Below are 15,182 nucleotides of genomic sequence, written 5' to 3'. Positions count from 1 at the left end.
GATCTTTCGTGGCCGATATTCCTGCCTGTGCCCCCATCTTCGCTGATCCTGCCGCTGCGCCTTACGCGGTGAGCGAGGAGGAGCGCGAGGCGATTGCCGCCGCGATCGACACCGACGAACTGGTCGCCCTGGCGCTGGAGTTGGGCAATATTCCCAGCCGTTCGCGCGAGGAACTGGCGGCGGCCGAGTTCGTCCACGACTGGATGGGCCGGGAAGGCTTCAAGCCGCGCAAGGTCGGCGCCGTGCCCGAACGACCCAACGTGATCGGTGAATACGGCGGCACCGCGCCGGGCGCGAACCTGCTCTTCACCGCCCATCTCGACACCGAGAGCCCGAGCGGCATCGCCGAGCAGGACCGCTTCCGCTACCGCGAGAGCACGATGGCCGACCCTGAGTGGACGAAGTGCTGGCTCGACGAGGAGGGATGCCTGCGCGGCTTTCCCATTTCCAACGACCGGGGGCCCATGTCCTGCTTCCTGATCGCGGCGAAGGCGCTGAAGAAGGCGGGCATCGGGCTTGCCGGAAAGACCTGGCTGACCGCATGCCCGGGCGAGATTGGCCCTGAACCGATCGAGGAATTTTCCGGCATCGACTACATGGGCAAGGACATCGGCGCCCACTACCTGTTCCACCACGGCGGCGTAGCGCCCGATTACGCCATTGCGGCGGAAGGCACCGACTTCGGCCTCACCTGGCAGGGCTCGGGCTATGCGGTCTTTCGGGTGCGGATCTATGGGCAGGGCATGTTCACACCGATCCTAGAAGCGCCGCGCCTGGCCACGGCCCACCCCAACCCGATCTACCGCCTTGGTCCGGTGATCGAGGCGCTGCATGCCTGGGGCCTCACGTGGGAGGCGAACTCGGTCCTGCGCACCGCGAGCGGCGAGGTCGCGCCCAAGGTGCAGATCGCCTCGGTGCGCGGCGGCATGCCCACCGACTTCGGTGCGGGCACCGAGATCTGCGCGCTCTACATCGAGGTCGGCCTCAACCCGCGCCAGAAGGCGGCCGAGGCCATGCACGGGATCATGGCGGCCATGCGCAGCGTCGATGTCGAGAGTTTCGATGTCGAGCCGGTCGTCGTGCGCCACGGTTTCGAGGCCGCCGAACGCGAAGTCGCCGCTCTCTCGGGCGCTGTCGATGCCGCGACCCGGCTGGCGCGTGGTGCCCCGCTGGAGGTGGCCCATCCGGTCTATTCGAGCATGTGGCGCGACCATAACGTCTTCAACATGCATCGTATTCCGGCGGTGACGACAGGGATGCCGCGTTGGCGCCCGACCCCTGACGACATGGCCTCCAGCGCGCTTGTCTACGCGCTCACCATGCTTGCTGTCTGCGGACGCGGCGAAGCTCCGGGCGACGATGGTCCGACCAGCGTCTATGGCAGCGCCGAGACCCCGTTCGAGAGCTGATCCCTGCGCTTTTGTCTGGGTACTTGCCGTAATGGGAAGGGCGCGCTAGCCATGCGGGCGCGGTGGCGGATGAGGGTGGAGCGAAGGCTCCGGCCGCCCCCGTGCAGATAGCAGGATAACGGGTGGAAATTCCTTGCGCATAACGACAAATGTCTATCCCAAGGAACAGCGCCGCGATGCCTGGCGCTTTGCCTTGAAACGCCTTTCGCTAACGCTCGATGAGGCCGACGAGGCGACGCTCTATGGGGAGCTGATCCAGTTCAAGTCGAGCACGGGCATCAGCTTCATCCGTGTGACCGGGACCCAGCAGACCTGGACCATCGATTTTCGCGATCAGCCTCAGACTTACTGGGTAGCGCTGCTGCTGGATGGCAGCGCGACGATGCGCGATGCCAAGCAGGAACTGCGCCTTTCCGATGGCGAACTGATCTGCGGGCAGGGCGATGTGCCGGTGCAGCTCTCCTTTGCAGGCGACAACCGCACGCTCATCGTGCAGGTGCCCCACAGCGAACTGACCGCGCGGCTCAAGACCCCGGTCGGCGCTGCGCCGCGCCAGATCGCGACCGACACGGGGACCGCGCGCGTCTTTGCCGGCATGCTGCGCTCGCTGGCCGACACCATCAACGAGATCACCACTGACCAGGCGCGCCCGGTGGAGCTGGCCTTCCCTGAGTTCCTCGTCACCAGCCTGCTCGACAACGCGCCGCCCAAGGCGCTGGGCGGGGCGGCGGGTATGCGCGCGGCCCTCTTGGAGCGGATCTTCCAGACCATCGAGATCCGCCTGTCCGATCCTGATCTCAACTACCAGCAGGTCGCAGCCGAGCACGGCATTTCGCCGCGCTACCTCCAGAAGCTGTTTGAATCGATCAACGACAGTTTCGGCCATTACGTGAAGGTGCGAAGGCTGGAGCGCTGCCGCCTCGACCTGCGCAGCCCACTGCACGTCCAGAAGTCGATCTCGGACATCCTGTTCGAATGGGGCTTCAACGATTCCGCCTCGTTCAGCCGGGCCTTTCGCGAGCAGTACGGCATCTCGCCGCGTGAGTACCGCAAGGGCCAGCCGCAGGAAAACGAGGCGGTCGAGCTCCTGCGCCGCGGCAAACCTGCACGCGGGGAGGCACCTGCCGCCAAGGCCGAGAACGAACCTGCCGAGAGCGAAGATGCCACTGATGCGGAAGCCCCGGACATTGCGGAGGCAGCGCCGGGCGGTCCGAAGGTCGGCGCGCCCTACAGCCCCCATCCCGAAGGCGAGCAGGTGCGCCACCACCACCTTCCCGCATCGCCTGAGACGGTGCACTGGGGTTTTTTGAGCAAGGACCTGAAACCGGCGCTCTCCATCCGCTCGGGTGACTTCGTGACCCTCGAGACTCTGACTCACCACGCCAACGACGATGCCGAACGCATGGTCGAAGGCGATGGCGGTGCGGAAAGCGTGTTCCATTGGGACGTGCAGGGCAAGGCGGTCAACCGGCGCGGCGCCGGGCCGATGGACGCCTCGGCGCTCGGGCGTGGTCCTGGCGAGGGTTTCGGCGTTCATATCTGCACGGGCCCCATCGCCATCGAAGGCGCGATGCCGGGCGATCTGATCGAGGTGCGCATCCTCGATCTGAAGCCCCGGCCCAGCGGGAATCCGCGCTTTGCGGGCAAGTCCTTCGGCTCGAACGCGGCGACCTATTGGGGCTTCCACTACCAGGACCTTCTGACCGAGCCCAAGCAGCGCGAGGTCATCACCATCTACGAGGTGGAAGCAGGCGGCATGCGTCCACCCACGGCCCACGCAGTCTATTCCTACCGCTGGACCGAGCAGACCGACCCGGCCGGTGTCGTGCACCCGCGCTACGATTATCCGGGCGTGCCGGTCGATCCGGCGACGATCGAGAAGAACTTCGATGTGCTGCGCAACGTCGAGATCCCGATCCGGCCGCACTTCGGCGTGATCGCAGTGGCGCCCAACCACAACGGCCTTGTCGATTCCGTGCCACCGTCCAGCTTCGGCGGCAATCTCGACAACTGGCGCACGGGGCCGGGCGCACGCGTGTTCCTGCCGGTACAGGTCGAGGGCGGGCTCCTTTCGCTGGGCGATCCGCACGCCTCGCAAGGTGACAGCGAGCTATGTGGCACGGCCATTGAATGCTCGATGACCGCGCTGATCCAGGTCGTGCACCACAAGGCGCAAGGCGTCATGGAGCAGCTGCGCGATGTCGATTACCCGCTGATCGAGACCGAGACCGAGTGGGTCATCATGGGCTTTTCGCACCCCGATTACCTCAAGGAACTGGGCGCGGACGCGCAGAGTGAGGTTTACAAGAAGTCCTCGCTCGACGAGGCCATGCGCGATGCCTTCCGCAAGGCGCGGCGCTTCCTGATGACGGCCAAGCAGCTTTCCGAGGACGAGGCGATCTCGCTGCTCTCGGTCGGCGTCGATTTCGGCGTGAGCCAGGTCGTGAACGGCAATTACGGCGTTCACGCGGTGATCCGAAAGGCGCTCTTCACGAGTTGAGCAGGAAGAGATTATTCAAGGGGTTATTACCCCTTGATCCCAAGAATGAGCGACGTTGCCTGTCTCGGCCAGGATAGCGCGTGCGAGGTGAGCTCGACCGTTCGGGGAGCCCGAGGGCGATGGCCCTCGGATATGTTCTTCCTGCTCTGGGGCAATTCGTCCGCTGGCAGCTCTCGAGGCCCTGTGCTAGCGGCTGCCCATGCCTTCCAAACTTGCTGCCGGGGCGTTCGTTCTCCTCGCCCTTGTCTTCACGTTCGTCATCCTCTTTGCGATCCTCGTCATTGTAGGCTTCGCCGGGTTCGATGCGCTGTTTCGACGTCCGCTCGAATTTCTGATCGTGCTGCTTCTGGCAGGCTCGCCTGTCCCGGTGTGGAGCTGGAGCGCGCGCCGTGCGCGGCGCGCCTGGGCGAAGGGCTAAGCCGGGCTCAGGCCTGCGACTTGCGGCCCACGAAGCTGTCGCCCGCATCGCGCGGCAGGCGTAGCGCTTCGATCAGCGTGGCAAGACACAGCAGGCTGAGTGGCAGGAAGGCGAGGCGGTAGGGCACGTCGGGCGCGCCGCTGTCCAGCGTGTCGCCCAGCTTCACCGCGAGGGCGGAGAGCGCGATGCCGCTGGCCATCATCAGCTGGATCGAGGTGTTGAACAGGCTCGTCGCATCGCTCATCTGCGGCTTGGGAATGTCCGAGAAGGCCATCGTTCCCAGAGTCGTGAAGTGCATCGAGCGGGTCATGCCTGAGAAGAACAGAAAGGCGCAGATCAGCGTGACGGGGGTTCCCGGTGCGAGCAGCGCGCCGCCGGCGATCCCGGCAAAGCTGGCGAGCGAGGAGCCGATGAGCACGCGGCGATAGCCGAAGGTACGCAGGACCGGTGTCGTCACCGACTTCATGGCCAGGTTGCCCGCAAAGAGCGCGATCAGGATCAGGCCCGCTTCGGACGAGCTGTAGCCCAGGCCAACCTGCAGCAGCAGCGGCACGAGGAAGGGCGCGGCGGCTACCCCGATGCGCGAGAGCGAGCCGCCCCGGATGGTGGCGCGGAAGGTCGGTATCGCGAAATTGTCGAGCCGGACCATGGGCGTGGGTACGCGCGCCATGTGCCGGAGCGCGAGGACCAGGAAGGCCAGTCCCAGCGCGACGAGGGCGAGTGCGGCCGGATTTCCGGTTGCCCCCATGAGTTCGAGCCCGGCCAGGAGGCCGAAGGTGCCGAGCGCCGTGATCGCAAATCCCGCCCAGTCGAAGCGGCGGCCTTCTGCCGTGCGGGCGCTCTCGGGCACCAGTGCCCAGGCACCTACAAGGCCGATGAGGCCGAGCGGTACGTTGAGATAGAAGATCCAGCTCCAGCCCAGGTGCTCGGTGATGAAGCCACCCACGGGCGGTCCGACCACCGGCGCGATGAGCGCGGGCCAGATGAGGTTCGACATCGCCACCATCAGCTTGTCGCGCGGCGTGCAGGTCAGGACGATGACCTGGCCGACCGGCACCATCATCGCGCCCGCTGCCCCCTGGAAGACGCGCAGGGCGACGAACTCGGTCAGGGAGGATGCCTGCCCACACAGCGCCGAGGCGAGAGTGAAGAGACCGATGGCTATGGCGAAGATACGCCGCGCCCCGAAACGTTCGGCGACCCAGCCACTTGCCGGGATGAGGATGCCGAGGGTCAGGATATAGGCGGTGACGCCGATGTTGAGCCCCACAGCGCTCGTCCCGAAATCGCGCGCCATGCGCGGCAGTGCGGTGATGATGATGGAGGCGTCGAGGATCTCCATGAACAGGGCGCCGGTGACCAGCGCCATGATGAGACGCAGGCGCAGCGGCGAGAGTGCCTCGGGCTCGGGGGCAGGGCTCGTCGTGTTGCGGCTCATCGTGCGGCTTGCCTCGTTGCTGGCGATGGTTGGGACCACCTCTCTAACGCACTTGGCGGCCCGGGACCTTGCGCCAGCGCAAATGCCTGCGCTTTGCAGTTGCGGCTCAGTAGGGGCGATCGCCCGCGATGGTCACGCGGTACCCCGAGCGCGTTTCGGGGAAGTAGTCCCACACCGCGAAGTGCTGGGTACAGCGGTTGTCCCAGAAGGCGATGGAGTGCGGGCGCCAGCGGAAGCGAACCTGGAAATTGGGGTCCTTCACGTGCTCGTAAAGGCACTTCAGGACAGCATCGCTTTCGGTCTTGGACAACTCGTTGATCTTCGTAGTGTAGGAGGAGTTCACGAACAGCAGCTTGCGGCCCGTTTCCGGGTGGGTCCGGATGACCGGGTGCGTGTTGCACTCGTACTGCTTGTCGATGTCCGGGAAGATCGCCTTGTAGACTGGGTTCGCGTCGTGAACCGCGGTGAGCGGTTCGAGGAAGCGCTTCATCGGCTCGGACAGCGCTTCGTAGGCTGCGGTCATGCTGGAAAACAGCGTGTCGCCGCCGTCCTCGGGCATGGTGTGCATGTAGAGGATCGAGCCCATCGGCGGTTCGGGATCGCACGAGAGATCGGAATGCCAGTTGTCGCCCGCGATGTACTTGCTGTCGGCATCGGCGTGGATCTGCACGATGTGCGGGTGGTCGGGCAGGCCCTTTACCGCCGAGTGCGTGTGAAATTGCCCGAAGGCCTGCCCGAAGGCGAGGTGCGCTTCGTGGTCGATCTCCTGCTCGCGGAAGAACACGACCTGGTGCTTCAGAAGGGCTTCGCGGATCTCGGCATAGGTCTGGTTGCCGAGCGGCTTCGTCAGGTCGACCCCGAAGATCTCCGCGCCGATCCGCTTGGTCACCGGCCGCACGTCGATCGTTTCATAGCTCATCGTCATTCTCCGTCGGGGCCTTGCCCGTCTCTCTAGCGCGGTCGGTGAAGAGGCGCGAGGCCGGACGGGAAAGAGGAGGTTTTCCGGTCCGGCCTCGCCTTGCGGTCGCCCGCAAGCGGTATGTCATTCAGGATCGGTGAAGGTGCCCTTTTCGGGGAAGATGCGCCGTTCGATGCGGCAGTGGATGCCCTGCGTGCCGTCCACCACCTGCGTTACGCCGAAGTCCGAGGCGACGCTCATCAGCGAGTAGCTGTCGTGGCGCGAGAGGCCCTGATGCTCGGTCAGAAGGTGCATCATGTCGAGCGAGGCGCCCTTCATGGCCGCGTCGAGATCCTCGCCGAAGCCGTGGACGATCCAGTAGTCGGGCGTCTCCAGAAGCGGCGAGGGGAACGAGAAGTCCTTGCGCAGGATGATCTGGAAGAGGACGTCGAGCGAGCTTTCGATCGCCGTGCCGCTGATCTCGCCGTCGCCCTGGCTGACGTGGGGGTCGCCGATCGAGAAGAGGCCGCCCTTGACCTGCACGGGGTAGTACATTTTCGCGCCGGCACCGATGCGCCAGTTGTCGATGTTGCCGCCGTGAAGGCCGGGCGGGATCGTGCTGACCGGCTCGTTGACGGCGGGCGCGACGCCTGCGGTGCCCAGGTGCGGACGGGCCGGGATGGTGATGCCGGGCAGCGCCTCGGAGCGGTCGCAGGTGGGGCAATGGGTGATGCGCCCGGGCGTCGTGTATACGCCCTCGACATCGTAGGCGTAGAGCGCAGACGCCGTCATCGCGTTGGGATCGAGCTTGTAGATCGTCACGCGCTCGGTCTCGTCGAACTCCTTGTAGAGGTGGCCCCAGTTGGCCTGGAGGTTCGAGCCGTAGTTGTGGCGCGGCTTCATCTCGAAGTAGCGCACTTCCAGCATGTCGCCTGGTTCCGCGTCCTCGATGTAGATCGGGCCGGTCATGATGTGGCAGCCGGGCGCGCGGGTGGTGGGATCGATCTCTGTGAAGATGCGCTTGATGTTCTCATCGAACATCAGGTCCGGGTCATCGCCTGCGTGGTGGGTGATGGCCTCGCCGTGGATGAGGTCGCCGCTCTTCACGCGCAGCACCGGCTTGATCTCGGGCGAGAAATAGCCCCAGTGCACGGTCTCGGGCGTGGCCTTGAGGTGGTGCAGGGCGCCGGGCATCGCGGTCGCGCGCGCGGCTTGGGACTTGGGGTTGATGAGGGCCATCGAAACTCCTGTGGGCGTAGAAAGGGCGAATGCGCGAGGTGCAGGATACGGCGGGACGGATCAGTCCGCGCCGATCAGCACGCTCGTCATGGAAAGCGACTTGTGCTGGATGAAGTGGGGCGCGAAGGTGGCGTCTTCCCCGTCATGGCGGGCACCCAGGAAATAGAGCAGCGGCAGGAAGTGGTCCGAGGAGGGCACCGAATAGCGCGCCGCATCGCCCAGCTGCTGGTAATCGATCACGACCTGCGGATCATCATTCTCGACCGCCTTGCACATCGTGTCGTTGAAGAGGGTGGCCCAGGGGTAGGGCTCGGCCATCGGATTGGCCCAGTCCATCGCGGGCAGATTGTGGACGATGTTGCCGGTCGCCATGATGAGCACGCCCTCGTCACGCAAGGGGCGCAGCGCGCGGCCCACCTCCCAGTGCTCCTGCGGGGTCTTGGCCAGGTCCATCGAGAGCTGGATCACCGGCACGTCGGCCTCCGGGTAGGCGTGGACGAGGACTGTCCAGGTGCCGTGGTCGAGCCCCCAGTTGGCGTCCATCTTCACATCCATGGGCGCGAGCAGTTCGCGCACGCGCTGGGCAAGTTCGGGATCGCCAGGCGCGGGGTACTGCACGTCGAAGAGCGCCTGCGGAAAGGCGCCGAAGTCATGGATGGTGCGCGGCTGGGCCATTGCGGTGACGGCGGTGCCGCGCGTCTGCCAATGGGCCGAGATGCACAGGATCGCGCGCGGCTTGCCGATGCGCTCGCCCATGGCCTTCCACTGGCGGGTCACGTCGCTCTTTTCCAGCGCGACCATCGGGCTGCCGTGCCCGAAGAAGACGATGGGAAGTCGGCTCATTGCTCTTGGCTCTCCTTGGACCTGTCGGCCCCCTTGCCGTGTTGTCGTGGGTCGGTGGGGGCTGCTCGGACGCTATGGCGCAGGCTGCCTTCCGGTCTTGGATCGCGGCGCACAAGAACTTGTCGCGCGGCTTTCGGGCCGGAAGGCAGGTCCTCCTGCGTCCCGCTTATTCGCGGGTATAGTTCTCGGGCACCTTGGGCGGATTGCCGGCCTTGCCCCAGAGCATGATGTGGTTGCCCCAGGGGTCCACAAAGCAGTGGTTGAGGCCGTTGAACTCGGCCCAGTAGTGGTTGCGCCACAGGACCGTCGCGCCCAGCTTCTCGGCGGTGGCGAGGATGCGCTCGGGCGTGTCGTTGTCGTCGATCAGGATCCAGATGCGCGGGCCCCGGCCACCGCTGCTCATCGTGCGCGGCTCGATGCCCTCGGGATCGGGATGCGGACGCATGTTGGAGACCTTGCCGATGCCCATGTGCAGGTGTCCGATCTCGCTGTCCGAACCGTCCTTGTTGGCGAAGAAACCGCCGGGGACCATGCGGTGGTACGCGCCGCCCAGGCGCGGATCGTCTTCCCACCCGAAGACCTCGGCGTAGAACTTACCCGCCGCATCGGGATCGTCGCTGGGAATGTCGAAGAAGATGAGGCTGTTGGTCATGTGCCGGTATGCTCCCCTTGGCTGGCATGTCACGGCCTCGTGGGTAGCCAGGGGTCGCGCATGAAGGCTGGAGCGGGCACGCACGAAAGCTTGATCGGCAGCGACCGGAGCCTGTCTTGGTCCGCAAAGAAAACGGCGCCCGGACAGGCCGGACGCCGCGAAGTTGGGAGGGTATCCAGTGAAGGATCAGGTTCAGCCGGACGAACCGGCACGAAGGCGGGTGACGGGTGCGGAGGGGCCGCGGCGGCGGTCCCATTCGGCCCAGTAGCGATCGACCAGCCAGACGTTGAGGAGGCGCTGGGCGCCTTCCTGCCAGGAATAGCGGCCGCGCGGTGCATGGCGTGAGCGCAGGCCCTGCTGGACGAGCTCGTCGACATGGAAGTCCTGCGCGACGATGCGCTCCACCGCCTCGTCGGTCATCTTGACCTTGAGGTCGTAGAGCGGGTCTTCCATCGCCTCGGGTGCCATCAGCGTGCCGATGGTGAGCGCGTGCGAGTTCGCGGACTTGGGGTCCATGATGAGGTAGATGACGCTGTCGTTCAGCACGACCAGGCTGAGGCTGGGCGGCAGGTTCACGAAGAGCAGGCGGTTCTGCTCCTCCTCGGTCAGCTTGGGGAAGACCGGGAAGATCGACTTCTGCGTCGCGTTGAACCCGGCGTTCTTGTGGAGCGTGCCGTTCAGGCGATAGTAGCCTGCGCTGTCCGCCGGAACTTCGGGGAAGGTCGCAAGCCCGCTCGGGATGAAGTCGTGCAGGGGCCCGGCATGGAGACGGCTGGCGTGGTAGCCGTCGTTGTTGTTCTCCAGCATGACCTTCCAGTTCCAGGGGAACACGGTGGGCTCTTCGGGCCGGGGGCCGCGCAGCGAGGCGAAGTCGTAGTTGGCCACGACGTCCTCCAGCGCGGCGAGGCGCGGGGTGAGCGGCTCGGCTTCGGGATCGAGGTTCACGAAGATGAAGCCGTGCCAGATCTCCATGCGGATTTCGGGCAGCGAGGCGGCCTTCTTGTCGAAGTTGCAGGTCCGGCTCATCGCGGGCGCGCCGACCAGCGTGCCGTCGAGGTCGTAGGTCCAGTGGTGGTAGGGGCACACGAAGGCGCGGGTGTTGCCATGGCCTTCGGCGACCAGCATCGCGCGGTGCTGGCAGACCGAGGAGAGCGCCTTGATCGTGCCGTCGCGGGTCTTGCACACGATCATGGGTTCATCGGCGCGGCTGACGGTGAAGAAGTCGCCCGGCTCCTCCAGCCATTCCGCGCGCCCGACGCAGAGCCATTCGTGGGCGAAGACGGCTTCCATCTCGAAGTCGTGGAATTCCTCGCTCGCGTAGCATTCGCGCGGCAGGGTCTCGGCCTCCAGCGTATCCAGCTTCGAGCTGGCGAGGCTGTCGAAGAACTGGTCGGTGAGGAGTGTCATGCGTGCCTGTTCCCGTCGTTGTGGTCTGGTGCGGCCTTCATCTGGCGCACGAGGGCGCCGGGCCGATACGAGGGAGACTAGAAAGGCAAGAGCGCGCAGGCTTTACCCAGCGCGCCCTCATTCTTGGCAAATGTGATCCTGGACGCCGGTGCGCGTGGAGGAAGGGCCTTATTCGGCGGGTTCCAGCTTGAGTGCACGCGCGTCCGGGGTGTCTTCGCTCTGTGCGGCGCCCAGCGGGCGCGGGGCCTTGAGGAAGAGCAGCGCGATGATCGCGGCGGCGAGCAGCAGGCCGGAGAAAACCACGATGGCAGGCGCATAGGTGCCGGTAACATCGGCGACGCGGCCTGCGCCGATGGGGCCGAAGACGGCGAGTGTGGAGGCGGTCGTCACCATCGCAGTCATCGTGCCCGCAAGGCGCGCGCCGAAGTAGCGCAGAAGCAGGATATGGCCCGAGAGCCAGGCCATGCCCCAGCCCGCGCCGAACACGATGGCCGCGGCAATGGCGATGGCAACGCCCGGGGCATAGGACAGGAGCGCCATGGCGAGCGCCTGGAGGACGAGGCCGCCGATCAGGATCAGGCGCGGCGAGACCCGCTCGCAGATGGCGCCGGTTACCCCCTTGGTGCCCGTGCCGGCAAAGGCCAGGAGGCTCATCGCGATGGCGCCCGGCGCCGCGCCATGGCCCAGATTGGCGATGTGCGCGACCAGCAGCGAGTGGGTCGCGGTGACGACGGTCTGCACGACGGTGAGGATCACCGCAAGGATGAGGAAGGTGCGGGTGAAGAGCGCCTGGCGCACGGTGTATCCGCTGTCCGCGATGGTGCCGCTGGCCTCGGTGCTCTCCTGCGTTTCGGTCGTGGTGGCGGCCTCGGTGTCGCGGATGCAGACAAAGCAGATAAGGCCAAGGACGGCCGCGGCCACGGCCATGACCATCCAGTGCAGGCGCCAGTCTCCGGTCGCCCCGGCAATGGCGCTGACGATGAGGGGGCCCGCGATCCCGCCCGAGGAGCCCACCATGAAGTAGAACCCGATCATCCGGCTGGAGGTGCGCGGAAACCAGTTGGCGAGGAGATAGACCGCAGGCGAGGGCGCCAGCAGGGTGAAGCCTGCCCCCATCAGCGAGGTCGCGACAAAGAAGAAATTGAGGTCGTTGATGACAGAAGCCATCGCGAAGCCGCCCGCCAGCACGAGCGCGCCCAGAACCATCGTCAGGCGCGTCCCGAAGGTCTTCATCAGGTAGGGCGGCAGCGGACTGGCAAGCCCGCAGGCAAGGCCGAGCAGGGCGAAGCTGAAGCCCGCAGCCGCAGCCGACCAGTCGAGCTGGTCGACCATGATGTAGAGGACATAGCCCAGCGAGGTGAAGGTCGTGGCCGTCACGAAGAAGAACGCCAGCGAGGCGGCAATCATGACCTGTGCGTTGCGGGGCATCGTATCTCCTGCTTACAGCTTCGTCCCGGCTTCGTGGCCGGGATTCGTGTGGCAGCATGTTCCCGAACTGGCGGGGTGCACTCTTGATGGTGTGCGCCTCAACACTTGATCCGGCAGCGGTTTCAGCTCTGGTGTCCTTGCGTGCGACAGGGGCATGGCGGCGTGGCGGCTCATGGGGTCCATTCTACACCTCCATGATGCGCTGCAGCGTCTTATGCCGCACTTGCGCACAAAAGGGAACGGGCGCGAGGAGCCTTGCTCCCCGCGCCCGCAGACCGGCCATTGCGGATGGATTGGCTTAGAAGGTGTAACCGAACGACAGGATGAACTGGCGCGGCGGAATGTAGGTCTCCATCACCTGCGCGCTGCCATAGGGATCGGAGAAGCGCGAGTTCACACCGTTCGTGTCGAACAGGTTGATGACGCGGAACATCATCGAGAAGTTCGTGTCCTCGGGCTCGTACTTCACCATGGTGTTGACCTGGGTGTAGGAGGAGGCGAGGTCGACGTCGGCGTCGTTGAAGACGCGGTACTGGTACTTGCCGCGATAGATCGCCTGGGCGCGGGCGGTCAGGTTACCCGGGCCAACCTTGTTGGTGTAGGTTGCCGCCAGCGTGCCCTGCCAGCGCGGCAGCTTGGGAATGCGGTTGCCGTTGATGTTGGCGCGCGCGCCATCGCGCACGACCGAGGCGTCGTAATAGTTGCTCCAGAACAGCCAGTCGCCATAGCCCGCCGCGTTCTGCGCCGCCGCCGCCGCCGCCGGATCGAGCGCGAAGTAGTCTTCGGTGAACTCACCCTCCAGCCACGAGCCCGAGGCATCGACGCGGAAGTGCTCGGTTGGCGCCCACTGGGCTTCGAGCTCGATGCCGTAGACGCGGGCCTTGGGCGCGTTCGAGATGCCCTCGCCGTAGAGCACGGGGTCTTCCTCCAGGAACTGCATGTCCTTGTAGAGATAGAGGAAACCCGAAGCGTTCAATTGGAGCGTGTCGTTCGCGAAGCGGTTCTTGGTGCCGATCTCGAAGCTGTCTACGGTCTCCTTGGTGTAGGTGGGCTGGACCGAGTCCATCAGGCCCAGCGCGAGGCCCCCGCTGCCCGCCGAGGCCGCCGAGTTGATGCCGCCCGGCTTGAAACCGCGCGTCCAGCTGGCGTAGACCATGTTCTCCGGCGTGATCTGGTAGTCCAGCGCGACCTTGCCGGTCCAGGCCTTGGTCTTGCGGCTGCCGGTGTAGGCGGGCTGGAGATAGGCGCCTGATGTCTGGCTGGATGAGCCGCCCGACACGCTGTCCGACATGCCCTGTGCCTTGTCGTGGTTGTAGCGAACGCCTGCGGTGAGCGCGAGCTTGTCGGTCAGGTCGTAGGTGGCTTGCGCGTAGACGGCCCAGAGGTCACGCTCGATCGAGGAAAGTTCCGCATAGGCCAGGTTGCCCACCAGCGGGTCGTCCCAGGGCGTGGTCAGGGGCAGCGCGGGCTGGATGATGTTGTCGTCGGCCGCGCGGTACTCGTTGATGTACTGCTCGTTATCGGAATGCAGGTAGACGCCGCCCGCAACCCAGCTCAGCGGACCCGAGCCGTTGGAGGTGATGTTGAATTCCTGGCTCCAGCTTTCCGTGTCCGACTGCCACAGGGGCACGTGGTCGTAGTTGGAGTAGGTCCAGCTGTCCGGGTTGTAGGTCACAGCCGAGAAGGTCGCGGCATCAAGCCCGTCCGCGTCCCAGGCCTGGATCGAGTGCAGCTTCTGGTAGCCGGTGATCGACTTGAACGTGGCGAACGGTGCCTCGTAGCGGATCGTGCCGGTGTAGAGCTCGGTCTCGACCAGCGAGCGGCCCGGATAGTCCTGGGTCAGGATACGCGGATCGTCCTCGGGATCGAGGATGTTCTTCTGCGCCGGGCCGTTGGTGTCGGAGTGGAAGTTGATCGCGTTGAGGGTAATCGAGAAGTTGGCCGTGGGCGCCCACTTTGCGCCGAGACGCCAGCCGTACTCGTCCTGATCGTCCAGATCATAGCTGTCGGTGCCGGGGACCTCGGTGGCCTTGGCGTAGCCATCGTGCTTGGTCATCTGGAAGGCGCCGCGCACGGCCAGCGTGTCGGTGAGTGGCACGTTGAGCGCCGCGCTCGCTTCCTTGTAGGCGTAGTTGCCGAAGCCGCCGTTGGCATAGCCGGTGACCGCGTCCATCGTCGGGTCGACCGAGACGACGTTGATCGTGCCGCCGGTCGAGCCCTGGCCGAACAGCGTGCCCTGGGGGCCGCGCAGGACTTCGACCTGGGCGACGTCGATGAAGGCGGCCGAGGCGGCGATCGAGTTGAAGATGTAGACGCCGTCGATGTGGTAGGAGACGCCGGGCTGGGTGTTGGTGTTCTCGGGCGTTTCCGAGCCGATGCCGCGGATCGAGATGATACGCTCACCACCGCCCGAACGCGCGACGACAAGGCCCGGGACCGAACCGTTGAGGCCGGTGATGTCGGTGATATTGGCAGCCTTCAGGTCCTCGGCGCTGATCGCCGAGACCGAGAGCGGAGCATCCTGGAGGCTGACCTCGCGGCGCTCGGCGGTCACGATAATGTCGTTGAGGCCGGTGGCGGCCGGAGCCGGGGCGGGTGCAGGCGCTGGTGCCGGCGCGGCCTCTTCGGCCTGCGCGGTCCCGGCCGTGAAGGCTATCAGCGAAACACTGCAGGCCAAGGCCCTGGCGAAATGGATCTTCGTCAACATGAAAGCTCCCCAAACCATGAATCTAATGGCAGTCCCGTGGTGGCGGCCGCTGGTTTTGTGGTTTGGCCGCTTGCCGGGGAAGCTGGCGAGAATTGGCCCGTCCGGTCTTGTGCGCGTGCGAATAAGTAGTTGACTGTAGACCCTCGTGGAGATGCCGTTTCGGGCAATCGTCGGGCCGATTTCAGGCGCGTGGGCAAGGATTACTGTTCCATAAGGGCTGTGGGGCGCGGGCCGCGACAGGGC

At 65.6% G+C, this 15,182-nt stretch carries 11 protein-coding genes; 3 read left to right on the top strand and 8 right to left on the bottom strand.

What is annotated here, in order from left to right; genetic code table 11:
* Window positions 1–8 precede the first annotated feature (8 nt).
* From LC060_RS15860 to LC060_RS15850, 3 genes are all read left to right on the top strand, one after another.
* On the top strand, window positions 9–1,409 hold the full coding sequence (locus LC060_RS15860) for a peptidase M20 (protein WP_226637194.1): 1,401 nt from the start codon (window positions 9–11) through the stop codon (window positions 1,407–1,409).
* A 133-nt stretch (window positions 1,410–1,542) separates the two neighbouring features.
* Window positions 1,543–3,909, top strand: coding sequence for an acetamidase/formamidase family protein (locus LC060_RS15855; RefSeq protein WP_226637192.1), 2,367 nt, complete (start codon window positions 1,543–1,545; stop codon window positions 3,907–3,909).
* A 199-nt stretch (window positions 3,910–4,108) separates the two neighbouring features.
* The gene (locus tag LC060_RS15850; RefSeq protein WP_226637191.1) at window positions 4,109–4,327 is read left to right on the top strand and encodes a hypothetical protein; all 219 of its coding nucleotides are present in this window, start codon (window positions 4,109–4,111) and stop codon (window positions 4,325–4,327) included.
* A gap of 7 nt (window positions 4,328–4,334) precedes the next feature.
* Here the strand turns inward: LC060_RS15850 and LC060_RS15845 are convergent, their stop codons facing one another.
* The 8 genes from LC060_RS15845 to LC060_RS15810 all read right to left on the bottom strand — a co-directional run bounded on the left by LC060_RS15845 (window position 4,335) and on the right by LC060_RS15810 (window position 14,939).
* Window positions 4,335–5,765, bottom strand: a complete 1,431-nt coding sequence (locus LC060_RS15845; protein WP_226637189.1) for an MFS transporter — start codon at window positions 5,763–5,765, stop codon at window positions 4,335–4,337.
* A gap of 106 nt (window positions 5,766–5,871) precedes the next feature.
* Entirely contained in the window at window positions 5,872–6,684 is an 813-nt protein-coding gene (locus LC060_RS15840) for a TauD/TfdA dioxygenase family protein (protein ID WP_226637187.1), read from the bottom strand.
* Between the two features lie 123 nt (window positions 6,685–6,807).
* The gene (locus tag LC060_RS15835) at window positions 6,808–7,902 is read right to left on the bottom strand and encodes an acetamidase/formamidase family protein (protein ID WP_226637186.1); all 1,095 of its coding nucleotides are present in this window, start codon (window positions 7,900–7,902) and stop codon (window positions 6,808–6,810) included.
* A 60-nt stretch (window positions 7,903–7,962) separates the two neighbouring features.
* Window positions 7,963–8,745, bottom strand: coding sequence for a 4,5-DOPA dioxygenase extradiol (gene ygiD / locus LC060_RS15830; RefSeq protein ID WP_226637184.1), 783 nt, complete (start codon window positions 8,743–8,745; stop codon window positions 7,963–7,965).
* A 166-nt stretch (window positions 8,746–8,911) separates the two neighbouring features.
* A complete protein-coding gene (locus LC060_RS15825) occupies window positions 8,912–9,397 on the bottom strand; it encodes a VOC family protein (protein WP_226637182.1) in 486 nt (161 codons plus the stop codon).
* Window positions 9,398–9,589: 192 nt separating this feature from the next.
* Window positions 9,590–10,804: an aromatic ring-hydroxylating oxygenase subunit alpha gene (locus tag LC060_RS15820; protein WP_226637181.1), complete on the bottom strand. Its 1,215-nt coding sequence runs from the start codon at window positions 10,802–10,804 to the stop codon at window positions 9,590–9,592.
* A 168-nt stretch (window positions 10,805–10,972) separates the two neighbouring features.
* Window positions 10,973–12,232 (bottom strand): CynX/NimT family MFS transporter, encoded by a 1,260-nt coding sequence (locus LC060_RS15815; RefSeq protein WP_226637179.1) that lies wholly within the window; start codon window positions 12,230–12,232, stop codon window positions 10,973–10,975.
* 298 nt (window positions 12,233–12,530) lie between these two features.
* Window positions 12,531–14,939 (bottom strand): TonB-dependent receptor, encoded by a 2,409-nt coding sequence (locus LC060_RS15810; protein ID WP_226637177.1) that lies wholly within the window; start codon window positions 14,937–14,939, stop codon window positions 12,531–12,533.
* Window positions 14,940–15,182: the final 243 nt, after the last annotated feature.

Source organism: Novosphingobium profundi, from assembly GCF_020524485.1.
Taxonomy (GTDB): domain Bacteria; phylum Pseudomonadota; class Alphaproteobacteria; order Sphingomonadales; family Sphingomonadaceae; genus Novosphingobium; species Novosphingobium profundi_A.
This window is presented reverse-complemented; position numbering and strand designations above follow the sequence as displayed.

Excerpts from the sequence above, each read along its gene's own strand:
- LC060_RS15815 (WP_226637179.1), bottom strand. The coding sequence starts at position 12,232 with ATGCCCCGCAACGCACAGGTCATGATTGCCGCCTCGCTGGCGTTCTTC.
- ygiD (WP_226637184.1), bottom strand. The coding sequence starts at position 8,745 with ATGAGCCGACTTCCCATCGTCTTCTTCGGGCACGGCAGCCCGATGGTC.
- LC060_RS15840 (WP_226637187.1), bottom strand. The coding sequence starts at position 6,684 with ATGAGCTATGAAACGATCGACGTGCGGCCGGTGACCAAGCGGATCGGC.
- LC060_RS15825 (WP_226637182.1), bottom strand. The coding sequence starts at position 9,397 with ATGACCAACAGCCTCATCTTCTTCGACATTCCCAGCGACGATCCCGAT.
- LC060_RS15820 (WP_226637181.1), bottom strand. The coding sequence starts at position 10,804 with ATGACACTCCTCACCGACCAGTTCTTCGACAGCCTCGCCAGCTCGAAG.
- LC060_RS15845 (WP_226637189.1), bottom strand. The coding sequence starts at position 5,765 with ATGAGCCGCAACACGACGAGCCCTGCCCCCGAGCCCGAGGCACTCTCG.
- LC060_RS15835 (WP_226637186.1), bottom strand. The coding sequence starts at position 7,902 with ATGGCCCTCATCAACCCCAAGTCCCAAGCCGCGCGCGCGACCGCGATG.
- LC060_RS15850 (WP_226637191.1), top strand. The coding sequence starts at position 4,109 with ATGCCTTCCAAACTTGCTGCCGGGGCGTTCGTTCTCCTCGCCCTTGTC.
- LC060_RS15810 (WP_226637177.1), bottom strand. The coding sequence starts at position 14,939 with ATGTTGACGAAGATCCATTTCGCCAGGGCCTTGGCCTGCAGTGTTTCG.